20 protein-coding genes are annotated in these 21796 nt (G+C 60.3%); 10 read left to right on the top strand and 10 right to left on the bottom strand.

Going from position 1 to position 21796, the window contains the following annotated elements:
• Positions 1-41 precede the first annotated feature (41 nt).
• The 6 genes from MEB48_RS13605 to gatC form a co-directional block, all read right to left on the bottom strand.
• A complete protein-coding gene (locus tag MEB48_RS13605; RefSeq protein WP_030128031.1) occupies positions 42-422 on the bottom strand; it encodes a carboxymuconolactone decarboxylase family protein in 381 nt (126 codons plus the stop codon).
• Positions 419-1480 carry a calcium/sodium antiporter gene (locus MEB48_RS13610; RefSeq protein WP_237884721.1) on the bottom strand — a complete coding sequence of 354 codons (1062 nt, stop codon included), beginning with the start codon at positions 1478-1480 and terminating at the stop codon, positions 419-421. Before MEB48_RS13610 ends, MEB48_RS13605 begins: the two co-directional genes overlap by 4 nt.
• A 50-nt stretch (positions 1481-1530) precedes the next feature.
• Entirely contained in the window at positions 1531-1905 is a 375-nt protein-coding gene (locus tag MEB48_RS13615) for a septal ring lytic transglycosylase RlpA family protein (protein WP_237884722.1), read from the bottom strand.
• Positions 1906-2033: 128 nt separating this feature from the next.
• Positions 2034-3479 (bottom strand): Asp-tRNA(Asn)/Glu-tRNA(Gln) amidotransferase subunit GatB, encoded by a 1446-nt coding sequence (gatB, locus tag MEB48_RS13620; RefSeq protein ID WP_237884723.1) that lies wholly within the window; start codon positions 3477-3479, stop codon positions 2034-2036.
• Positions 3480-3489: 10 nt separating this feature from the next.
• A complete protein-coding gene (gatA, locus tag MEB48_RS13625) occupies positions 3490-4941 on the bottom strand; it encodes an Asp-tRNA(Asn)/Glu-tRNA(Gln) amidotransferase subunit GatA (RefSeq protein WP_237884724.1) in 1452 nt (483 codons plus the stop codon).
• A gap of 16 nt (positions 4942-4957) precedes the next feature.
• Positions 4958-5245: an Asp-tRNA(Asn)/Glu-tRNA(Gln) amidotransferase subunit GatC gene (gene gatC, locus MEB48_RS13630; RefSeq protein ID WP_003221657.1), complete on the bottom strand. Its 288-nt coding sequence runs from the start codon at positions 5243-5245 to the stop codon at positions 4958-4960.
• Between the two features lie 210 nt (positions 5246-5455).
• Here gatC and mreB point away from each other — a divergent pair, with 210 nt between their 5' ends.
• From mreB to tldD, 8 genes are all read left to right on the top strand, one after another.
• On the top strand, positions 5456-6493 hold the full coding sequence (mreB, locus tag MEB48_RS13635; RefSeq protein WP_002555108.1) for a rod shape-determining protein MreB: 1038 nt from the start codon (positions 5456-5458) through the stop codon (positions 6491-6493).
• Between the two features lie 143 nt (positions 6494-6636).
• On the top strand, positions 6637-7782 hold the full coding sequence (mreC, locus tag MEB48_RS13640) for a rod shape-determining protein MreC (protein WP_330932709.1): 1146 nt from the start codon (positions 6637-6639) through the stop codon (positions 7780-7782).
• On the top strand, positions 7782-8273 hold the full coding sequence (gene mreD, locus MEB48_RS13645) for a rod shape-determining protein MreD (protein WP_095055128.1): 492 nt from the start codon (positions 7782-7784) through the stop codon (positions 8271-8273). Before mreC ends, mreD begins: the two co-directional genes overlap by 1 nt.
• Before the next feature lie 90 nt (positions 8274-8363).
• On the top strand, positions 8364-8960 hold the full coding sequence (locus MEB48_RS13650) for a Maf family protein (RefSeq protein WP_237884726.1): 597 nt from the start codon (positions 8364-8366) through the stop codon (positions 8958-8960).
• 55 nt (positions 8961-9015) lie between these two features.
• A complete protein-coding gene (gene rng / locus MEB48_RS13655) occupies positions 9016-10473 on the top strand; it encodes a ribonuclease G (RefSeq protein ID WP_237884727.1) in 1458 nt (485 codons plus the stop codon).
• 75 nt (positions 10474-10548) lie between these two features.
• Positions 10549-14352, top strand: a complete 3804-nt coding sequence (locus MEB48_RS13660) for a YhdP family protein (protein WP_237884728.1) — start codon at positions 10549-10551, stop codon at positions 14350-14352.
• A 205-nt stretch (positions 14353-14557) separates the two neighbouring features.
• The gene (locus tag MEB48_RS13665) at positions 14558-15412 is read left to right on the top strand and encodes a carbon-nitrogen hydrolase family protein (protein ID WP_237884729.1); all 855 of its coding nucleotides are present in this window, start codon (positions 14558-14560) and stop codon (positions 15410-15412) included.
• 12 nt (positions 15413-15424) lie between these two features.
• On the top strand, positions 15425-16867 hold the full coding sequence (gene tldD, locus MEB48_RS13670; protein WP_237884730.1) for a metalloprotease TldD: 1443 nt from the start codon (positions 15425-15427) through the stop codon (positions 16865-16867).
• 60 nt (positions 16868-16927) lie between these two features.
• Here tldD and yjgA read toward each other — a convergent pair whose 3' ends face one another.
• Entirely contained in the window at positions 16928-17452 is a 525-nt protein-coding gene (gene yjgA, locus MEB48_RS13675) for a ribosome biogenesis factor YjgA (protein WP_008026892.1), read from the bottom strand.
• 108 nt (positions 17453-17560) lie between these two features.
• On the opposite strand from yjgA, the gene pmbA reads away from it, so the two are divergent.
• A complete protein-coding gene (pmbA, locus tag MEB48_RS13680) occupies positions 17561-18907 on the top strand; it encodes a metalloprotease PmbA (RefSeq protein ID WP_237884731.1) in 1347 nt (448 codons plus the stop codon).
• 116 nt (positions 18908-19023) lie between these two features.
• Here pmbA and MEB48_RS13685 read toward each other — a convergent pair whose 3' ends face one another.
• The 3 genes from MEB48_RS13685 to MEB48_RS13695 form a co-directional block, all read right to left on the bottom strand.
• Complete coding sequence (locus tag MEB48_RS13685; protein ID WP_237884732.1) at positions 19024-20127, bottom strand: NADH:flavin oxidoreductase; 1104 nt, start codon at positions 20125-20127, stop codon at positions 19024-19026.
• Between the two features lie 225 nt (positions 20128-20352).
• Entirely contained in the window at positions 20353-20835 is a 483-nt protein-coding gene (locus MEB48_RS13690) for a glutathione peroxidase (RefSeq protein WP_052965554.1), read from the bottom strand.
• Positions 20836-20960: 125 nt separating this feature from the next.
• Positions 20961-21446: an FKBP-type peptidyl-prolyl cis-trans isomerase gene (locus tag MEB48_RS13695; protein ID WP_007901600.1), complete on the bottom strand. Its 486-nt coding sequence runs from the start codon at positions 21444-21446 to the stop codon at positions 20961-20963.
• On the opposite strand from MEB48_RS13695, the gene MEB48_RS13700 reads away from it, so the two are divergent.
• A complete protein-coding gene (locus MEB48_RS13700; protein WP_237884733.1) occupies positions 21415-21753 on the top strand; it encodes a DUF3565 domain-containing protein in 339 nt (112 codons plus the stop codon). The two genes, MEB48_RS13695 and MEB48_RS13700, sit on opposite strands and share 32 nt — an antisense overlap.
• Positions 21754-21796 lie beyond the last annotated feature (43 nt).

The raw sequence follows: 21796 nt of genomic DNA on the forward strand, positions 1-21796 counted from the left end.
CTCGCGAAGACGGCTGAACAGCCACCAGAAATGTCAGCGACTTACTCCGGCTTCTGGTACGTATCAATCACTTCCTGCGCCGCCCGAAACGCATCGATCGCCGCCGGCACGCCGGCATACACCGCACAATGCAGCAACGCCTCGCGAATCTCTTCCACGGTGCAGCCGTTGTTCAGCGCACCGCGCACGTGACCTTTCAATTCTTGCGGACACTTCAACGCAGTCAGCGCCGCAAGGGTAATCAGGCTGCGGGTTTTCAGCGGCAAGCCTTCACGGTTCCACACACCGCCCCAGGCATGTTCATTGACGAAGTCTTGCAGCGGCTGGGTGAACTCGGTGGCATTGCCCAAGGCGCGGTCGACGAAAGCGTCGCCCATCACTTGGCGACGGACTTCAACCCCGGGCTTTTTATCAGTGCTCATGGCAATTCCCTCTTGTGGTGTTGGCGACGCCAGGCGCGCAGCGACGTGAACAGCAAAAACGCCCCCAGCGCCGGCAGGACGAAAAACAGCATCAGGTGTTCAAGCTTGCCGGCCAGCGGCATTCCCGTGGTAAACGACACCACGTGCAGCCCATAGGCCAGGTACAAACCCAAAAACAGCAGGCCTTCGGCGCGCGTCACCCGGTAGCCGGAATAGAACACCGGCAGGCACAACACCGCGACACCGAGCATCACCGGCAAATCGAAATCCAGTGCGTTGGGTGAAACCGACAGCGGCGACGGCGCGATCAATGCGGTAAGCCCGAGTACGCCCAGAAGGTTGAGCAGATTGCTGCCGATCACGTTTCCCACCGCGATATCCCGCTGGCCGCGCAACGCAGCGATCAACGAAGTGGCCAGCTCCGGCAGGGAGGTGCTGACAGCGACGATGGTCAGGCCGATGATCCGCTCCGACAACCCCAGGTCAGTCGCGACCGCCACCGCGGCCCCGAGTAGCAAGTGCCCGGCGAACACGAGCATCGCCAGCCCGGCGACGATCATCAGCAGGCTGCTGAACCACGGCGTCTGTGGCGCTTCATGCGCCCCCGATGGCGGGCGGGCCGAGTGTCGCGACTGGCGCAGGAGCAAGCCCAGGTACAGCACCAATGCGCCCAGCAGAATCATGCCGTCGGTCCGGTTCAGTTCTTCGTTCCACGCCAGGACGAACACCAGCAGGCTGGCGCCGATCATCAGCGGGATATCCAGGCGCACCAATTGTCGCGAAACCCGCAGCGGAATTATCAGCGCCGAGAGCCCGAGGGTGACGAGGATGTTGAAGATGCTGCTGCCGATCACGCTGCCGACGGCGATGTCGGCGTTTTGCGCCAGGGTGGCTTGCAGGCTGACCGCCATCTGCGGTGCGCTGCTGCCGAGGGCCACGATGGTCAGGCCGATGATCAGCGGCCGCACATGCAATCGCGCGGCCAGGCGCACGGCGCCGCGCACCATCAGTTCAGCGCCGGCGATCAGTAAAAACAGACCGCTGAACAATTCAATCACGCTGATCAGGGGTAAATCGGCCAGTCCGAAAATAGTCAGCGCTCCGTCTATCAGTCGTCGAGGGCTTGCACGCGAACCTTCGCGGTGCCGCTGCGCAGCATGCCCAACTGTTCGGCCGCTTCACGTGACACGTCGATCAGGCGCCCACGAGAGTATGGCCCGCGGTCGTTGATGCGCACCACGCAGGACTTGTCATTTTTCAGGTTGGTGACCTTCACCCGGGTGCCGAACGGCAACTGGCGATGGGCGGCGGTCAGGGAATTCTTGTTGAAACGCTCGCCGCTGGCGGTGCGTTTGCCATGGTGTTTGGCGCCGTAATACGAAGCTACGCCGGTCTTGTCGTAGCCGTGTGGATCAACAACATCCGTGCTGGCGCAACCGGCCAGCAGAGAGAGCAGGGCGCAGGCACTGAGCAGACGCTTCATTAGGTGACCCCATGATCGTTCCCACGCTCCGCGTGGGAATGCAGCCCGTGACGCTCTGCGTCACAAAAGCGGACGCAGAGCGTCCAGTGAGGCGTTCCCACGCGGGAGCGTGGGAACGATCACTGTGGTTAGCCTTCGAGCTTGCTTTTGAGCAGTTCGTTGACCTGTTGCGGGTTGGCCTTGCCTTTGGAGGCTTTCATGGCCTGGCCGACGAAGAAGCCGAACATCTTGCCGCGCTTGGCTTCGTCTGCCGCGCGGTATTGTTCGACCTGCTCGGCGTTGGCCGCGAGCATTTCGTCCAGCACCGCCGAGATCGCGCCGGTGTCGGTCACTTGCTTGAGACCGCGCTTGTCGATGATCTCGTCCGCACTGCCTTCGCCGTTGGCCATGGCTTCAAACACCACTTTGGCAATCTTGCCGGAGATGGTGTTGTCCTTGATGCGCAGCAACATGCCGCCCAATTGCTCGGCCGACACCGGCGACTGGTCGATGTCCAGGCCTTGCTTGTTCAACAGGCTGCCCAGTTCAACCATCACCCAGTTGGCCGCCAGTTTGGCGTCGCCGCCGATGCTCGCGACTTTCTCGAAATAATCGGCTTGCTCGCGGCTGGTGGCCAGGACGCTGGCGTCGTAGACCGACAGACCGAACTGGTCCTGGAAGCGCTCGCGTTTCTGCGGTGGCAGTTCCGGCAGGGTGGCGCGCACATCGTCGAGGAACGAGTCCTCGATGACCACCGGCAGCAGGTCCGGATCGGGGAAGTAACGGTAGTCGTTGGCTTCCTCTTTGCTGCGCATCGGACGGGTTTCGTCCTTGTTCGGATCGTACAGACGGGTCTGCTGGATCACCTTGCCGCCGTCTTCGATCAACTCGATCTGACGCTGCACTTCGCTGTTGATCGCTTTCTCGATGAAGCGGAACGAGTTGACGTTCTTGATCTCGCAGCGCGTGCCGAATTCAGCCTGGCCTTTCGGACGGATCGACACGTTGCAGTCGCAACGCAGCGAGCCTTCGGCCATGTTGCCATCGCAGATGCCCAGGTAACGCACCAGCGCGTGGACAGCTTTGACGTAAGCCACGGCTTCCTTGGCGCTGCGCATGTCCGGCTCGGAAACAATTTCCAGCAACGGTGTGCCAGCGCGGTTCAGGTCGATGCCGGTGGCGCCGCTGAATTCTTCGTGCAGGCTTTTACCGGCGTCTTCTTCCAGGTGCGCGCGGGTGATGCCGACGCGTTTGACCGTGCCGTCTTCCAGGGCGATATCCAGGTGGCCCTTGCCGACGATCGGCAATTCCATCTGGCTGATCTGATAGCCCTTGGGCAGGTCCGGGTAGAAATAGTTTTTACGGGCGAACACGTTGTGCTGGCCGATCTCGGCATCGATGGCCAGGCCGAACATCACCGCCATGCGCACCGCTTCCTGGTTCAGCACCGGCAATACGCCGGGCATGCCCAGGTCAACCAGGCTGGCCTGGGTGTTCGGCTCGGAACCGAAGGTGGTGGAGCTACCGGAAAAGATTTTCGACCGGGTGGTGAGCTGGGTATGAATCTCCAGCCCGATCACGACTTCCCATTGCATGTGTTTCTCCTCAGAAGCCGGTTGGGGTGCGGGTGTGCCAATCAGTGTTCAGTTGGTACTGATGGGCAACATTGAGCAAGCGGCCTTCCTGGAAATACGGGGCGAGCAACTGCACGCCGACCGGCAGACCGTCGACAAAACCTGCAGGCATGGACAAGCCCGGCAAACCGGCGAGGTTGGCGGTGATGGTGTAGAAATCTTCCAGGTACTCGGCAATAGGATCGTCTTTCTTGGCACCAAGCTTCCAGGCCGGGTTCGGCGTGGTTGGGCCGAGGATGACGTCGACCTCATTAAAGGCAGCCATGAAATCGTTCTTCACCAGGCGACGGATCTTCTGTGCCTTCAGGTAGTAGGCGTCGTAGTAACCGGCCGACAGCGCGTAGGCACCGACCATGATCCGGCGCTGTACTTCCGGGCCGAAACCTTCACCACGAGAGCGTTTGTACAGGTCTTCGAGGTTTTTCGGGTCTTCGCAGCGATAACCGAAGCGCACACCGTCGAAACGCGACAGGTTGGAAGAGGCTTCCGCCGGAGCGATCACGTAGTACGCAGGGATTGCGTGCTGCATATTCGGCAGGCTGATTTCCTTGACCACGGCACCGAGCTTTTTCAGCTCTTCAACGCAGGCCATGACCAGGTCGGCGATACGCGGGTCGAGACCGGCGCTGAAGTATTCCTTCGGCACGCCGATGCGCAGGCCTTGCAGCGAGGTATTGAGGCTGGCGCTGTAATCCGGCACGGGTTCGTCGATGCAGGTGGAGTCCTGCGGGTCGAAACCCGCCATGCCTTGCAGCAGGATCGCGCAGTCTTCGGCGGTGCGGGCCAATGGACCGCCCTGATCGAGGCTGGACGCATAAGCGATCATGCCCCAGCGCGAAACGCGACCGTACGTCGGTTTCAGGCCGGTGAGGTTGGTGAACGCTGCCGGTTGGCGGATCGAGCCGCCGGTATCGGTGGCGGTCGCGGCCGGTAACAGACGAGCGGCCACCGCAGCAGCCGAACCACCAGACGAACCGCCCGGAACGTGTTCCAGGTTCCACGGGTTTTTCACCGCGCCGTAGTAGCTCGACTCGTTGGCCGACCCCATGGCGAATTCGTCCATGTTGGTCTTGCCCAGGGTCACGGCCCCGGCAGCGGCCAGTTTGGCAACCACGGTGGCGTCGTACGGTGCTTTGAAGTTGTCGAGCATCTTCGAGCCGCAGCTGGTGCGGATGCCCTGGGTGCAGAACAGGTCTTTGTGGGCGATCGGCGCGCCGAGCAGGGCGCCGCTCTCACCGTTGGCCCGACGAGCGTCAGCGGCTTTCGCCTGCTGGAGCGCCAGATCTTCGGTGAGGCTGATGAAACTGTTGAGCTGCGGATCGAGCTGGGCGATGCGCGCCAGCAGGACTTTGGTCAGCTCTTCGGAAGAAAACTTTTTATCGGCGAGTCCGCGGGCGATCTCGGCCAGAGTCAATTGATGCATTGCAGGCTCTTTCCCTTTAGTCGATGACTTTCGGAACCAGATACAGGCCGTTTTCGACCGCTGGTGCGATGGACTGATAGGCCTCGCGATGATTGGTTTCGGTCACGACGTCTGCACGCAGGCGCTGGCTCGCTTCCAATGGGTGGGCCAGCGGCTCGATACCGTCGGTATCGACCGCTTGCATTTCGTCGACCAGCCCGAGAATGCTGTTCAGGGCCGAAGTGATGTGTGGAAGATCGGCATCATTGAGGCCAAGGCAGGCCAGATGAGCGATTTTTTCCACGTCGGAGCGTTCAAGCGCCATGGGATTCTCCAGTGGAAAACAAAACGGACCGCGTCCGTGTGTTAGATTGTCGGAACACTACCGCATATCTACGGTCTCAAGGCCGCGATTGTGGTGCTTGGTGCACAGAAAAGCAGCCAATTTAACATATTGGCGCCTTGCCCAAAATCCCTGTCGTTGTTAGAGTTTGCCGCACTTTTTTACCCACGCGTTGCCTAGGGTCCCTTTCCCATGTTCAAGAAACTGCGTGGCATGTTTTCCAGCGATCTTTCCATTGACCTGGGCACTGCCAACACCCTTATTTACGTGCGCGAGCGCGGTATTGTCCTGAATGAGCCCTCCGTTGTGGCTATTCGGACACACGGTAATCAGAAAAGTGTCGTTGCTGTCGGCACCGAGGCCAAGCGCATGCTCGGCCGTACGCCGGGCAACATTGCTGCCATTCGTCCGATGAAGGACGGCGTGATCGCCGACTTCAGCGTCTGCGAAAAAATGCTGCAGTACTTTATCAACAAGGTTCACGAAAACAGCTTTCTGCAGCCTAGCCCTCGTGTGCTGATCTGCGTTCCATGCAAATCCACCCAGGTTGAGCGTCGTGCCATCCGTGAATCGGCCCTTGGTGCCGGTGCCCGTGAAGTATTCCTGATCGAAGAGCCGATGGCTGCAGCGATCGGTGCTGGTCTGCCGGTTGAAGAAGCTCGCGGTTCGATGGTGGTCGATATCGGTGGCGGTACCACTGAAATCGCGCTGATCTCCCTCAACGGTGTGGTCTACGCCGAATCCGTACGGGTTGGCGGCGACCGCTTCGACGAAGCGATCATCACCTATGTGCGTCGCAACTACGGCAGCCTGATCGGCGAATCCACCGCCGAGCGCATCAAACAGGAAATCGGTACGGCCTACCCGGGCGGCGAAGTTCGTGAAGTCGACGTTCGTGGCCGTAACCTGGCCGAAGGCGTTCCACGCGCATTCACCCTGAACTCCAACGAAGTGCTGGAAGCTCTGCAAGAGTCCCTGGCTACCATCGTTCAGGCGGTGAAAAGTGCGCTGGAGCAATCGCCTCCGGAGCTGGCATCGGATATCGCCGAGCGTGGTCTGGTACTGACCGGTGGTGGCGCCTTGCTGCGCGACCTCGACAAGTTGCTGGCCCAGGAAACCGGTCTGCCGGTGATCGTCGCCGAAGACCCGCTGACCTGCGTTGCTCGCGGCGGTGGCCGTGCATTGGAAATGATGGATAAACACACCATGGATCTGCTTTCCAGCGAATAAGTCGCCGGATCGCCTCTATGCTGTTGAGCGCGCAGGCAGCACTTTGCAGTGCTGCCTGTTGGCGTTTATCTTCTGTCAGTCTGCATCCAGGCCGGTTTGATGCCGTATGAATAAAGAGAATATTTGCCTGGGAGGAGCGGCTTATTAAACCGCTTTTCACCAAAGGCCCCTCACTGGGCGTGCGCTTGTTGGTGCTGGCCGTGCTATCGGTCGCGCTGATGGTGGTCGATGCCCGCTTCACACTGCTCAAGCCAGTGCGTAGCCAAATGTCGCTGGTGCTGATGCAGTCTTACTGGATCACCGACTTGCCGCAGCGGTTATGGCAGGGTGTGGCCAGCCAGTTTGGCAGCCGGACCGAACTGGTCGCCGAAAACGAAAAACTCAAAACCGAAAACCTGCTGTTGCAGGGGCGCATGCAAAAGCTTGCCGCCCTCACCGAACAGAACGTTCGGCTGCGCGAGTTGCTCAACTCTTCTGCGCTGGTCAACGAGAAGGTCGAAGTGGCCGAGTTGATCGGCATGGACCCCAACCCCTTTACCCATCGCATCATCATCAATAAAGGTGAGCGCGACGGTGTGGTCCTCGGTCAGCCGGTGCTCGATGCCCGCGGCCTGATGGGCCAGGTGGTGGAGTTGATGCCGTACACCTCCCGCGTCCTGTTGCTGACTGACACCACCCACAGCATTCCGGTGCAGGTGAACCGCAACGGTCTGCGGGCGATTGCCAGCGGCACCGGTAACCCGGAACGCCTTGAGCTGCGTCATGTGGCCGATACCGCCGACATCAAAGAAGGCGATCTGCTGGTCAGTTCCGGCCTCGGTCAGCGTTTCCCGGCGGGTTACCCGGTGGCGACGGTCAAGGAAGTGATCCACGATTCCGGCCAGCCGTTCGCCATCGTCCGTGCCGTGCCGACCGCCGCGTTGAACCGCAGCCGTTATCTGTTGTTGGTATTCAGTGACGGACGCACCGCCGAGGAGCGCGCCAACGACGCCGCCCAGGCTCAGGAAGCGCTGGACCAGCACGGCGGTGGGCCGATCATTCCTGCGACTGTGCCGAAACCGGCCGTGTCGGTGATCCCGGCTGCTGTCGCTGCTCCGGCTGTTCCGGCTGCTCCTGCGACGGCACCTGCTGCCGCGACGCCGGCAAAACCTGCCGCTGCCCATGCTGCCGGCAAGCCACCCGCGTCTGCACCGGCCGCCGCCAAACCACCGACGGCCCAGCCTGCTGCCGTGAAGCCTGCTGCCAAACCGCCTGTCTCCGCGCCGGCCACCACTGGGGGAAGAGAATAATGGGCGGTACTACTTCATCCAAAAACGGTTGGATGGTCTGGCTGACCTTCGCCATCGGCATGCTGCTCAGCGTTTCGCCGCTGCCGCAGTTCATGGAAATCCTGCGTCCTCTGTGGCTGGCCTTGCTGTTGGCGTTCTGGGTGTTGGCCCTGCCGCAGAAAGTCGGCATGGTGACCGCCTGGTGCCTGGGGTTGGCCGAAGACGTGCTGTATGGCACGTTGCTGGGCCAGAACGCGTTGATCCTCACGCTCATTACCTTCCTGGTGCTGTCGTTGCAACAGCGCCTGCGCATGTTCCCGATGTGGCAACAGAGCCTGGTGATCCTGGTGATCTTCGGCCTCGCCCAACTGGTTCAGTTGTGGCTGAGCGCCCTGACCGGCAATCGTCAGCCGACCCTGGCACTGGTGTTGCCGGCACTGGTCAGCGCATTGCTCTGGCCATGGATCAGCTACGGTTTGCGCGGTTTGCGTCGACGCTACAAAATCAATTAATTCGGTCAGGCATGTGCCCGCACCTGGTGCTCTGTCTCGCCGAAAAGGAACAGTATTTGTGAGACAGGGCGCTAGCAGGGAGATGTCTTGATGAAACAGCTGTACCTCGCCTCAGGTTCGCCGCGTCGGCGTGAACTGCTCACGCAGATTGGCGTGTCGTTCTCCGTCATCAGCGCGGACATCGATGAAACCCCTTTATCTGAAGAATCCCCATCGGCCTATGTCGAGCGTCTGGCGCGCGGCAAGGCGGAGGCCGGGCACGGCACGGTCGTGTCCGACGCGGATTTCTGCGTGCTGGGCGCCGACACCGCCGTGGTGCTGGACGGGAAAATTCTCGGTAAGCCGGTGGACGAAGCCGACGCATGCGCCATGCTGATGCTGTTGTCCGGGTGTGAGCATGAAGTGCTGACAGCGATTGCGGTGCGCGATGGCGAGCGCTGCGAGTCTTTGGTGGTGCGCAGTCTGGTGCGTTTTCGCACCATCGACCGCGATGAAGCGGCGGCCTACTGGGCCAGCGGCGAACCCCGGGACAAGGCTGGCGGCTACGGGATTCAAGGATTGGGTGCGGTGTTCGTCGCCGGGCTCAATGGCAGCTATTCGGCGGTGGTCGGATTGCCGCTGTGCGAAACCTTCGAGCTACTCGGCCATTTCGGCATACCCTGTTGGCAAACCCTTAACGCGCGCTGAGCGTCGTTGACAAGATGCGGCCATTATCGTGAACATGCCTGAACGAGACCCTGCCATGAGTGAAGAGATCCTGATCAACATCACGCCGATGGAATCGCGCGTGGCGGTGGTCGAAAACGGTGTCCTGCAAGAGGTCCACGTCGAGCGCACGCAAAAGCGCGGGATCGTCGGCAACATCTATAAAGGCAAGGTCGTACGGGTATTGCCGGGCATGCAGGCCGCCTTCGTCGATATCGGACTGGACCGCGCCGCGTTCATTCATGCCTCGGAGATTTCCCTTCGCGAAGGCCCAACGGTGGAAAGCATCAGCGCGCTGGTTCATGAAGGTCAAAGCCTGGTGGTGCAAGTCACCAAGGATCCGATCGGCTCCAAAGGCGCACGCCTGACCACGCAACTGTCGATTCCGTCGCGCTATCTGGTGTACATGCCGCGCACCGCCCACGTCGGCATTTCCCTGAAGATCGAAGACGAAGCCGAGCGCGAACGCCTCAAGCAAGTGGTCACCGACTGCGTGGCCACAGAAGGCATCAAGGAGGCCGGCGGTTTCATTTTGCGCACCGCTGCCGAAGGGGCCGGGGCCGATGAAATCCTCATGGACATCCGCTACCTGCGCAGGCTCTGGGACCAGATCAACGAACAGATCAAGACCATCAGCGCACCGAGTGTGATCTACGAAGACCTCGGCCTGGCGCTGCGTACCTTGCGCGATCTGGTGAGCCCGAAGATCGAGAAGATTCGCATCGATTCGCGGGAAACTTTCCAGAAAACCACGCAGTTCGTCGCCGAACTGATGCCGGAAATCGCCGACCGTCTGGAGCATTATCCCGGTGAACGGCCGATCTTCGACCTGTATGGCGTCGAAGACGAAATTCAGAAAGCCCTGGAACGCAAGGTGCCGCTCAAATCCGGCGGTTATCTGGTGGTCGATCCGGCGGAAGCCATGAGCACCATCGACGTCAATACCGGGGCCTTCGTCGGTCATCGCAACCTTGAAGAAACCATCTTCAAGACCAACCTCGAAGCCGCCACCGCCATTGCCCGTCAGCTGCGCCTGCGTAATCTGGGCGGGATCATCATCATCGACTTCATAGACATGGAAGATGAAGAGCATCAGCGCCAGGTGTTGCGCACGCTCGAGAAGCAACTGGAACGCGATCACGCCAAGACCAACATCATCGGCATCACCGAGTTGGGGCTGGTGCAGATGACCCGCAAGCGCACCCGCGAAAGTCTTGAGCAAGTGCTGTGTGAACCGTGCAACAGCTGCCAGGGTCGCGGCAAACTCAAAACTCCGGAAACCGTGTGTTACGAGATCTTCCGTGAAATCCTGCGTGAAGCCCGGGCCTATCAGGCCGAAGGCTATCGGGTGCTGGCGAATCAGAAAGTGGTCGACCGTTTGCTCGACGAAGAGTCGGGCAACGTTGCCGAACTCGAAGGCTTTATCGGGCGCACTATTCGGTTCCAGGTGGAAACCATGTATTCCCAGGAGCAATACGACGTGGTGTTGCTCTGAATCGTTGGGTTTCAACTCCACTAGAGCGGCTGGCCTCAGTTTTTTGCAGTATTTTTGCCATGGGAGCCAACTGACATGGAGCGTCTGACACGCATTTTGGCCGCACTGACCCGCTGGGGCCTGGGCCTGTGCGCGTTGGTTTTAGTATTGACGGCGCTGTTCGTCAGCCTCGGCCGGGAGTTGACGCCGCTGGTGGCCGAGTACCGTGCCGATGTCGAAGACAAAGCCAGCGAAGCCTTGGGCATGCCCCTGCAAATCGGCAAGCTGGAAGGCAACTGGAGCGACCTCGCCCCGGTTCTGCTGGCCCATGACGTGATGGTCGGCGAGGGTTCCAATGCCTTGCGCCTGGATCAGGTGCGCGCGGTGCCGGATCTCTGGGCCAGCCTGCTGGCGCGCGAAGTGCGCATCGCACACCTGGAACTCAACGGCCTGAAGATCAGCCTCAAGGAAGGTGAGGATGGTCATTGGGCGCTGGAAGGTTTACCGGTGCAGCAAGACCAGCCGTTGAATCCGGAGCAACTGCTCAACCGTATGCAGATGATCCAGCAGCTGTCGGTGCTCGACAGCCAGATCACCTTGCAGCCATTGGGGGAGTCGCCGCTGACCCTGACGTACGTCGGCCTGAATCTGAAAACCGGACCATCCCGCCAGCGACTCGATGCCCGTTTGACTCTGCCCGACGGCCAGCCGGTTGCGATGAGCCTGCGCACCCGTATCCACGCCAGTCGGTGGAAGGATGGTGAGGCTGAGGTTTACCTGAGTCTGCCGCAAAGCGATTGGTCGAAATGGTTGCCCGAGCGCGTGACCCAGCAATGGAATTTCTCCGAGATCAAGGCCGGTGGTGAGCTCTGGGCGAGCTGGAGCAAGGGCACTTTGCAAAGTGCCGCGATCCGTTTGAACGCGCCGCAACTCAAGGGCGCCTATGCCGAGCGCAAGCCGATCCAGATCAATAATCTGGCGCTGAACGGGTATTTCCAGCGCAGTTCCACAGGCGTCCTGGTGACCCTGGATTCTCTGGGCATGAACCTGGCCGATACCCGCTGGGAATCGAAACTGCAATTTCAACAAACGGCGGCGACCGATACGGCACCAGAGCTCTTGCACCTGCAAGCCGACCGTCTTGATCTCACACCACTCACTCCGTTGCTGAACGCACTGGGCCCACTGCCCGAAGGAATCGCCACGGCGGTCGAGCGGCTCAAGGTCACCGGGGTTTTGCGCAATGTGCTGATCGACTTCCGCCCAGCCGCTACCGATGACAACAAATTCAGTTTTGCCGCCAATCTGGAAAAGGTTGGCTTCGACGCTTATCGCGGTGCACCAGCGGTGCGAAATGTCAGCGGCAACATCAGCGGCGACCTCGGGCAGGGTGAGCTGCGCATGGACAGCAAGGATTTCTCTCTGCACCTGGACCCGATTTTCGCCAAGCCATGGCAATACATTCAAGCCAACGCCCGGTTGACCTGGAAACTCGACAAAGAAGGTTTCACCCTGATCGCACCGTACCTGAAGGTATTGGGCGAGGAGGGCAAGATTGCCGGCGATTTCCTGATACGCCTGCATTTCGATCGCGCCCGGGAAGATTACATGGACCTGCGGGTCGGCCTGATCGACGGCGACGGTCGCTACACCGCCAAGTACCTGCCGACGGTGCTCAGCCCAGGGCTGGACGAATGGCTGCGCACCGCGATCCTCAAAGGCGCGGTGGATGAAGGCTTCTTCCAGTACCAGGGTTCGCTGAACCACGGCGCCGCTGAAACGGCTCGCAGCATCAGCCTGTTTTTCAAGGTTCACGATGCCGAGCTGGCGTTTCAGCCGGGCTGGCCGCCTGTCAGCAAGGTCAGCGGCGATGTGTTCATCGAAGACAGCGGTGTGCGGATCCTCGCGAGCAAGGGTCAATTGCTCGACACTCAGGTCAGTGATGTCTACGTCAATATTCCCCGTGTACCTGCCGGGCAGAGCACTCATCTGTTCCTCGACGGTGCGTTCGCTGGCGGCTTGGGCGATGGCCTGAAGATTCTGCAGGAAGCGCCAATCGGCACCGCCGACACCTTCGCCGGTTGGGAAGGCGAGGGCGATCTGCAAGGCAAGCTCAAACTCGATATCCCGCTGGTCAAAGGCGAGCGGCCGAAAATCCTTGTCGACTTCAAGACCGACAAAGCCCGTTTGAAGCTCCGCGAGCCCACCCTGGAGCTGACGCAACTCAAGGGCGATTTCCGTTTCGACAGCACCAAGGGATTGAGCGGGCAAAAGATCACGGCGCGAGCGTTCGACAAGCCGGTGTCCGCACAGATCCATGCCGAGGGCCGTGAGGGCAAACTCATCACACGGATCACCGCATCGAGCGACGTGGAGGTCAAAAAACTCACTGAATGGCTGAATGTCACTCAGCCATTGCCGGTGGCAGGGATGATTCCTTATCAGTTGCAGCTGAACCTTGATGGCGCCGACAGTCAATTAATGGTCAGTTCCAACCTCAAAGGCGTGACGGTGGATTTGCCGGCGCCGTTCGGCATGGCGGCCGATGTCGGGCGCGATACCGTGTTCCGCATGACCCTGCAAGGGCCGGAGCGGCGCTACTGGGTCAATTACGGTGAACTGGCGAACTTCACGTTTGCGGCACCGACCGGTAATTTCGCCGCAGGTCGCGGCGAGCTGTTTCTCGGTGGTGGCAATGCCGTGTTGCCTGGCGCCAAAGGCTTGCGTGTGCGTGGCGTACTGTCCGAGCTGGATGTCGCCCCTTGGCAGGATCTGCTGAGCAAGTATGCCGGCCAGGATCCGCAAGGCAGTGCCAAACAATTGCTCAGCGGCGCAGATTTCAAGATTGGCAAGCTCAGCGGTTTCGGCACGACCTTCGATCAGGCCTCGGTGCAATTGACGCGCAAACCGGCCGCATGGAGCTTGCAGCTAGACAGTCAGCAGGCCAAGGGCAGCGCCGTTATTGCCGATGCGAAAGCCGCGCCGATTGCGGTCAATTTGCAATACGTCCGTTTGCCGGCACGAGACCCGACGGCGCTGACTGACGAGAATTCGCCGGATCCGCTGGCCACCGTGGACCCGACGAAGATCCCGGCGCTGGATGTCACCATCAATCAGCTGTTCCAGGGGCCGGATCTGGTGGGCGCGTGGCATCTGAAAATTCGGCCGACCGCCAAAGGCATCGCCTTCAATGCCCTTGATCTGGGCCTCAAGGGCATCCTCTTGCGGGGCAGCGGTGGCTGGGAAGGCACGCCGGGTAATTCCAGCAGTTGGTACAAGGGCCGGGTCAGTGGCAAGAACCTCGCTGACGTACTCAAGGGCTGGGGTTTTGCACCGAGCGTCACCAGTGAAGAATTTCATATGGATGTCGACGGTCGCTGGCCCGGCTCACCGGCGTGGCTGGCCACCAAGCGCTTTTCCGGCAGCCTTGATGCTTCGCTGAAAAAAGGTCAGTTCGTTGAGGTCGAGGGCAGCGCCCAGGCGCTACGCGTATTCGGCCTGCTCAACTTCAACTCCATTGGCCGCCGCTTGCGCCTGGACTTCTCCGATCTGTTTGGCAAGGGCTTGAGTTATGACCGGGTCAAAGGTCTGTTGGTCGCCAATAACGGGGTCTACGTCACCCGTGAGCCGATCTTGATGACCGGCCCGTCGAGCAATGTGGAGCTCAATGGCACGCTGGACATGGTGGGCGATCAGATCGATGCCAAGTTGCTGGTGACCTTACCGGTGACCAACAATCTGCCGATTGCTGCGCTGATCGTCGGTGCGCCGGCCGTCGGCGGAGCGCTGTTCCTGATCGATAAGCTGATCGGTGACCGCGTGGCGCGTTTCGCCAGTGTCAAATACACCGTCAAAGGCCCGTGGAAAGAACCGAAAATCACCTTCGACAAGCCTTTTTGAATTCTTTTTGAAAAAGCGCTCCTTGGGCCTATGGAGTAGCATGTCCCTACGTTCTAATGCATCTGTAGGAGCGACGCTTGCCCCTGTAGGAGCGGGCTTGCCCGCGAAGACGGCGGTACAGTCAACATCGATGTCGCCAGATATACCGATTTCGCGAGCAAGCTCGCTCCTACAGTCATGAGGTGTTTTGAGTAAGGAACAGGCCATGTCTGTAGCGGTGATTCAAATGGTCAGCCAGAGCGACGTGCTGGCCAATCTGGCCAAGGCCCGTCGTCTGCTTGAGCAGGCGGCGACCGGTGGCGCGCGGCTTGCCGTGCTGCCGGAAAATTTCGCCGCCATGGGCCGTCGCGACATTGCCGACATCGGCCGCGCCGAAGCCTTGGGCGAAGGCCCGATCCTGCCGTGGTTGAAACAGACCGCCCGCGACCTCAAGTTATGGATAGTGGCCGGTACATTGCCGTTGCCGCCGGTGGATAAACCGACGGCCAAAGTGCATGCGTGCTCGTTGTTGGTGGATGACCAGGGCGAAACCGTTGCACGGTATGACAAGCTGCACCTGTTCGACGTAGACGTGGCGGACAATCGCGGGCGTTATCGCGAATCCGATGACTATGCTTATGGCAGTGGTGTGGTAATTGCCGACACTCCGGTCGGTCGAGTCGGCCTGACAGTGTGTTATGACCTGCGTTTTCCGGAGCTATACAGCGAATTGCGTGCTGCCGGCGCGGAGTTGATTACCGCACCGTCGGCCTTTACCGCGGTGACGGGCGCGGCCCATTGGGATGTGCTGATTCGCGCGCGGGCGATCGAGACTCAGTGTTACATGCTCGCGGCCGCCCAGGGTGGGACGCATCCGGGGCCACGAGAAACCTTTGGTCATGCCGCTATCGTCGACCCATGGGGGCGTGTGCTGGCACAACAGGATCAAGGCGAGGCCGTGCTGCTGGCCCAACGCGATAGTAGCGAACAGGCGTCCATCAGGGCGCGGATGCCGGTGTCCACTCACCGGCGCTTTTTCTCGCAGGGCGCCCAGCGACCTGCATCAGAACGACGAATTTAAGGCGTAAAGCATATGAGCGAGTTGTTGTCCTCCGTCAGTGAACACCTCCTGGCGCCCGGCGGCGTAACAATCGAAAGCCTGCAAGGTGTGCTCGGCGATCTGGCCGGCCCGGGCATCGATGCCGCCGACCTGTATTTCCAGGGGCAGATTTCCGAGTCCTGGGCACTGGAAGACGGGATCGTCAAGGAAGGCAGCTTCAACCTCGACCAGGGTGTCGGCGTGCGTGCGCAATCGGGCGAAAAAACCGGTTTCGCCTACAGCAATGCAATCACCCTCGAAGCCTTGGGCGCGGCGGCCCGTGCGGCCCGTTCGATCTCCCGGGCCGGGCAGAATGGCAGCGTGCAGGCGTTCACCACTCAGGATGTCGCCCAGTTGTACGGGCCGGACAACCCGCTGGAAGTGCTGACCCGTGCGGAGAAAGTCGAGCTGCTCAAGCGTATCGACGTGGCGACCCGCGCCCTCGACCCGCGTATCCAGCAAGTCACCGTGAGCATGGCCGGGGTCTGGGAACGGATTTTGATTGCGTCCACCGACGGCGGCCTGGCGGCGGATGTGCGGCCGCTGGTGCGTTTCAACGTCAGCGTGATCGTCGAGCAGAACGGTCGTCGTGAACGCGGCGGTCATGGCGGTGGCGGTCGTACCGACTACCGCTATTTCCTCAGCGATGACCGCGCCATGGGTTATGCCCGCGAAGCGTTGCGTCAGGCACTGGTGAATCTGGAAGCGATCCCGGCCCCGGCCGGTACGTTGCCGGTGGTGTTGGGTTCGGGTTGGTCCGGCGTATTGCTGCACGAAGCCGTCGGCCATGGTCTGGAAGGCGATTTCAACCGCAAGGGCAGTTCGGCCTATAGCGGGCGCATGGGCGAGATGGTTGCCTCGAAGCTCTGCACCATCGTCGATGATGGCACCCTCGCCGGGCGCCGTGGTTCGCTGAGCGTCGACGACGAAGGCACGCCGACCGAGTGCACCACGCTGATCGAAAACGGTGTGCTCAAAGGTTATATGCAGGACAAACTCAATGCGCGCCTGATGGGCGTGGCCCGCACTGGTAATGGACGTCGTGAATCCTACGCGCACTTGCCGATGCCGCGCATGACCAACACCTACATGCTGGCTGGCGAAAGCGACCCGGCGGAAATCATTGCCTCGGTGAAAAAAGGCATCTATTGCGCCAATCTCGGCGGCGGTCAGGTGGACATCACCAGCGGCAAGTTCGTGTTCTCCACCAGCGAGGCATACCTGATCGAAGACGGCAAGATTACTGCCCCGGTCAAAGGTGCGACATTGATCGGCAACGGGCCGGAAGCCATGAGCAAGGTGTCGATGGTCGGTAATGATCTGGCGCTGGACAGCGGTGTGGGAACGTGTGGCAAGGATGGGCAGTCGGTGCCGGTGGGTGTCGGCCAGCCAACGCTGAAAATCGATGCGATCACTGTGGGTGGCACAGGATCGTAAGGGGCTCTTGAAACAGTGAAGCTTCGGGTGAGTTGCGAGGCAACTCACCCGATTCGGGACTTAACGCAGACCGCGTTGAGTCTCGTCCAGCTCACGGATGTACTTGAAGATTTTACGGCTCGAAGCCGGTGGCTTGTTGGTCGCCAGTTCGTGCTGGGCCTGACGGATCAGGGAGCGCAATTGCTGACGATCAGCCTCCGGGTAGTCGAGCACGAACTTCTCCAGGACTGCATCGTCGCCCGCGATCAAGCGATCGCGCCAGCGTTCCAGGCCATGGAAACGTTCGTTGTACTGCCGAGTGGAGGCATCCAGTTGATCGAGCAGAGTCAGAATGGCGTCAGTGTCCTGATCGCGCATCAGTTTGCCGATGAACATAAGGTGCCGTTTACGCGCGATATTCGCGGTGTGCTTGGGGGCATCGCCCAGAGCCCGGCGCAAAGCGTCGGTCAACGGCAGTTTTGCCAGCAAGTCAGGCTTGAGCGTTGTAAGGCGCTCGCCGAGGTCAACCAGAGCATGAAGCTCGCGTTTAACCTGGGATTTGCTTTTTTCTCCCGTATCGAGGGAGTCGTCGTAAGAATCAACCATGGTGGCCGTCCGCAAAGAAACGCCGCCATGATAACCAGTCGGGGGCCGCTTGTCCGGCCCGGTCGCTCGAAGGCCCCAGCCGAAAGCAGAATTTGAGTGGAGAACAGCATGAGTGCAGTTGAAAGCGTCGGCCCACAAGCGTTGCCGGCACTGCAAGAACAAGTCGAGCAGATCATCGCTGAAGCCAAGCGCCAGGGCGCCAGTGCCTGTGAAGTGGCGGTGTCGCTGGAGCAGGGCTTGTCGACCACGGTGCGTCAGCGGGAAGTCGAAACCGTTGAGTTCAATCGCGATCAGGGCTTTGGCATCACCTTGTATGTGGGGCAGCGCAAAGGCTCGGCCAGCACCTCGGCCAGTGGTTCGGAAGCCATTCGCGAAACCGTCGCCGCCGCGCTGGCCATTGCCAGGCACACCTCGGAAGATGAAGCTTCGGGCCTGGCGGATGCCGCGCTGATGGCCAAGGATCTGCAGGATTTCGACCTGTTCCATCAATGGAGCATCACGCCGGAGCGAGCCATCGAGCAGGCTCTGGCCTGTGAAGCGGCGGCGTTTGCCGCCGACAGCCGGATTCTGAACGCCGACGGCACGACGCTCAGCACTCATCAGGGCTGCCGGGTTTACGGTAATAGCCACGGTTTTATCGGCGGTTACGCGTCGACTCGTCACAGCCTCAGCTGTGTGATGATCGCCGAAGCTGACGGCCAGATGCAGCGCGATTACTGGTATGACGTGAATCGTCAGGGCAACTTGCTGGCCACTCCGGAAAGTATCGGCCAACGTGCCGCGCAACGGGCGGCGAGCCGTCTGGGCGCGCGTCCGGTGCCGACGTGCGAAGTGCCGGTACTGTTTTCCGCGGAACTGGCCGGTGGCTTGTTCGGCAGTTTTCTCTCGGCGATCTCTGGCGGCAGTCTGTACCGCAAATCGTCGTTCCTCGAGGGCACCCTGGGGCAGAAGCTGTTCCCGGAATGGCTGACCCTCGATGAGCGTCCGCACTTGATGCGCGCCCTGGGCAGTTCGGCCTTCGACGGCGATGGTCTGGCGACCTACGCCAAGCCGTTTGTGGAGAATGGCGAGTTGGTGTCCTACGTGCTCGGTACCTATTCTGGCCGCAAGCTAGGCATGCCGAGCACCGCCAATGCCGGCGGCGTGCACAACCTGTTCGTCACCCATGGCGATGAAGATCAGGCAGCCTTGCTGCGCCGCATGGGTCGCGGCCTGTTGGTCACTGAGCTGATGGGGCAGGGCCTGAACATGGTCACCGGCGATTACTCCCGTGGTGCAGCGGGTTTCTGGGTCGAGAACGGTGAAATCCAGTTCGCGGTGCAGGAAGTGACCATCGCCGGCAACATGCGCGACATGTTCAAGCAGATCATTGCGGTCGGTAATGATCTGGAACTGCGCAGCAACATTCGCACCGGTTCGGTATTGATCGAGCGGATGACGGTGGCGGGTAGCTAAACTCCGACCACACCGTTGCACAAAAAGGCGCACCACCCTTGGGTAGCGCGCCTTTTTTATTGGGCTCATACAACCCTGAGCGAGGCCTGCCCGCGATAGGTCCTTCCAGACTCTACTTAAACCAGCGTCATCAATGCCTCACGGCTGAACGGCAGGATGTCTTCCTCACGACCTTCGCGCACTTTCTGCGCCCAGTCCGGGTCCACCAGCAATGCACGGCCCACAGCCACCAGATCGAACTCATCGTTGTTCAAACGCTCCAGCAGTTTTTCAAGGCTGGCCGGTTGCGCGATCTTGTCGGTGTTGACCATGAATTGCAGGAACTCACCGTCAAGACCGACGCTGCCGACGGTGATGGTTGGCTTACCGGTGAGCTTGCGGGTCCAGCCGGCCAGGTTCAGCTCGGAACCGTCGAACTCAGGCTCCCAGAAACGGCGCGTCGAGCAGTGGAAAATGTCCACGCCGGCGCCGGACAATGGTTTGAGGAATTCGCCCAAGGCTTGCGGGGTTTGTACCAAACGAGCGGTGTAGTCCTGCTGCTTCCACTGGGAGAAACGGAAGATGATCGGGAAACCCTCACCGACCGCTGCACGCACCGCCTGAATCAGTTCGATGGCGAAGCGCGAACGATTGGCCAGGCTGCCACCGTATTCATCAGTGCGCTGATTGCTGCCTTCCCAGAAAAACTGGTCCACCAGATAACCGTGGGCACCGTGGATTTCCACGCCGTCCATGCCGATGCTCCGAGCGTCTTTGGCAGCTTGGGCGAACGCAGCAATCACGTCCTGGATATCTTTCTTGGTCATGCCGTGAACCACGACCTGACCGTCCTTCAGCTTTTCCGACGGACCATAACCCGGCACGCTGGCGTCCGGCTCGGTGCCGAAGCGACGCACGCTACCCACATGCCACAGTTGCGGAACAATCTTGCCGCCCTCGGCATGCACCGCGTCGACGACTTTCTTCCAGCCGGTCAATGCCGCTTCACCATAAAAGTGCGGCACGTTCGGGTAGCCGTTCGAGGCCTTGTGACCGACGGTGGTGCCTTCGGTGATGATCAGCCCAACCCCGGCAGCGGCGCGACGGCGGTAGTACTCGATCACTTTGGAGTTGGGCACGCCGCCCGGCGAAAAGGAGCGGGTCATCGGTGCCATGACGACGCGGGTCGGCAGTTCGAGAGCGCCGAGGTGGAAAGGCTTGAACAGGGCATTGACGGGCATGGGACGCTCCACGGGATATAGACTTTATGACGGCGATAATATGGAGAGTCGCAAGGCTTGAATAGCACTATTGATTTAGATGATTAAGGATCAAAACTCAGAAAGCATTTGTAGGAGCGAGCGGTGCGGCGATCCGACTTGCCCGCGAAGGCGTCATGTCAGTCGATATCAATATTGAATGACATGACGTCTTCGCGGGCAAGCCTCGCTCCTACAGGGGGGATGTCAGCTCAGCGCTTTTTCGATGGCCTGGATGACAGCATGATCATCCGGCGCCGTTCGAGGCGAGAACCGCGCCAGTACGCGACCGTCCTTGCCCAACAGGAATTTCTCGAAGTTCCAGGTGATGTCGCCCGGGAATTCAGCGCCCTCGCCCGCCAGCAGACGGTACAACTGATGACGCTCATGACCGTTGACTTCCAGCTTGCTGGATAACGGAAAGGTCACGCCATAGTTGAGGCTGCAGAATGCCTGGATCTCCTGTTCGGTGCCCGGTTCCTGTCCGGCAAACTGGTTGCATGGCAAGCCCAGCACACTGAAACCCTTGTCCTTGTATTGCTGGTAGAGGTTTTCGAGCGCCGCGTACTGTGGGGTCAAGCCACATTTGGAGGCGACGTTGACCACCAGCACGACACGCCCCTTGAAAGGCGCCAGAGGTAGCTCCTGACCATCCAGGGCTGTCAGTTTAAGGTCGTGAAAAGCACTCATGACGAACTCCAAATTCCCGTGTTCTTCTCGAAACAGCCACTTGGCGGTGTCCCATCAAGGACAGCCGCGGACTAAAAAGGCGCCCTCGGGCGCCTCTCCAGATCTCGAAAGCTTAGCGCAGAAAATCAGTGGTGATGGCCACCTTCGCCATGGACGTGACCATGAGCGATTTCTTCCTGGCTGGCGTCACGGATGTCGATGATCTTGACCTGGAAATTCAGGCGCTGACCGGCCAACGGGTGGTTGCCATCAACGGTGACATCGTCGCCGTCCAGATCGCGAATGGTGACGATCTGCATCTGGCCATCCGGAGCGGAAGCGTGGAACTGCATGCCCACTTCCAGTTCGTCGACGCCTTCGAACATGCTGCGGCTCAGAGTGCTGACCAGTTCGGCAGCGTATTCGCCGTAGGCATCTTCAGGTTCTACGGCGACAGTCAGTTCGTCACCGACTGCTTTGCCTTCCAGGGCCTTTTCCAGGCCCGGGATGATATTACCTGCGCCTTGCAGGTAGACCAGCGGCGCGCCGCCGGCGGAGCTGTCGATGACCTCACCAGCGTCGTTGGTCAGGGTATAGTCGATGGAGACAGCCTTATTGGCGGCGATCAGCATGGGGCGAGACCTTTTGCATAAGAAAGATGAATGTCCAAGTTTAGCGAAGCAATCGCCCGAAAGCGAACACAACCCGGACAGACGGGGCGTGACGCAAGCCTCGACCGTCACAGGCTTTCATCAGGACGAGGACGGACACTGGGTAGCCGAGCTTTCCTGCGGCCATACACAGCACTTGCGGCACCAGCCCCCATGGCAATCCCGGGCCTGGGTGCTGGATCCTTCGCTGCGTAATGAAAAAATAGGCCAGCCCTTTGAATGCGGTTGGTGCGCACAGGGCTCGGTTAGCGATAACCTTGGCGACTGAATATCGGTAGAACGCCAGCCATAGGCGCTCACCACTGCCATGC

This window comes from Pseudomonas sp. PGPR40, assembly GCF_022014505.1.
Taxonomy (GTDB): Bacteria; Pseudomonadota; Gammaproteobacteria; order Pseudomonadales; family Pseudomonadaceae; genus Aquipseudomonas.

Excerpts from the sequence above, each read along its gene's own strand:
- MEB48_RS13605 (WP_030128031.1), bottom strand. The coding sequence starts at position 422 with ATGAGCACTGATAAAAAGCCCGGGGTTGAAGTCCGTCGCCAAGTGATG.
- MEB48_RS13615 (WP_237884722.1), bottom strand. The coding sequence starts at position 1,905 with ATGAAGCGTCTGCTCAGTGCCTGCGCCCTGCTCTCTCTGCTGGCCGGT.
- gatB (WP_237884723.1), bottom strand. The coding sequence starts at position 3,479 with ATGCAATGGGAAGTCGTGATCGGGCTGGAGATTCATACCCAGCTCACC.
- gatA (WP_237884724.1), bottom strand. The coding sequence starts at position 4,941 with ATGCATCAATTGACTCTGGCCGAGATCGCCCGCGGACTCGCCGATAAA.
- gatC (WP_003221657.1), bottom strand. The coding sequence starts at position 5,245 with ATGGCGCTTGAACGCTCCGACGTGGAAAAAATCGCTCATCTGGCCTGC.
- mreB (WP_002555108.1), top strand. The coding sequence starts at position 5,456 with ATGTTCAAGAAACTGCGTGGCATGTTTTCCAGCGATCTTTCCATTGAC.
- mreD (WP_095055128.1), top strand. The coding sequence starts at position 7,782 with ATGGGCGGTACTACTTCATCCAAAAACGGTTGGATGGTCTGGCTGACC.
- MEB48_RS13650 (WP_237884726.1), top strand. The coding sequence starts at position 8,364 with ATGAAACAGCTGTACCTCGCCTCAGGTTCGCCGCGTCGGCGTGAACTG.
- rng (WP_237884727.1), top strand. The coding sequence starts at position 9,016 with ATGAGTGAAGAGATCCTGATCAACATCACGCCGATGGAATCGCGCGTG.
- MEB48_RS13660 (WP_237884728.1), top strand. The coding sequence starts at position 10,549 with ATGGAGCGTCTGACACGCATTTTGGCCGCACTGACCCGCTGGGGCCTG.
- MEB48_RS13665 (WP_237884729.1), top strand. The coding sequence starts at position 14,558 with ATGTCTGTAGCGGTGATTCAAATGGTCAGCCAGAGCGACGTGCTGGCC.
- tldD (WP_237884730.1), top strand. The coding sequence starts at position 15,425 with ATGAGCGAGTTGTTGTCCTCCGTCAGTGAACACCTCCTGGCGCCCGGC.
- yjgA (WP_008026892.1), bottom strand. The coding sequence starts at position 17,452 with ATGGTTGATTCTTACGACGACTCCCTCGATACGGGAGAAAAAAGCAAA.
- pmbA (WP_237884731.1), top strand. The coding sequence starts at position 17,561 with ATGAGTGCAGTTGAAAGCGTCGGCCCACAAGCGTTGCCGGCACTGCAA.
- MEB48_RS13685 (WP_237884732.1), bottom strand. The coding sequence starts at position 20,127 with ATGCCCGTCAATGCCCTGTTCAAGCCTTTCCACCTCGGCGCTCTCGAA.
- MEB48_RS13690 (WP_052965554.1), bottom strand. The coding sequence starts at position 20,835 with ATGAGTGCTTTTCACGACCTTAAACTGACAGCCCTGGATGGTCAGGAG.
- MEB48_RS13700 (WP_237884733.1), top strand. The coding sequence starts at position 21,415 with ATGGAGACAGCCTTATTGGCGGCGATCAGCATGGGGCGAGACCTTTTG.
- MEB48_RS13695 (WP_007901600.1), bottom strand. The coding sequence starts at position 21,446 with ATGCTGATCGCCGCCAATAAGGCTGTCTCCATCGACTATACCCTGACC.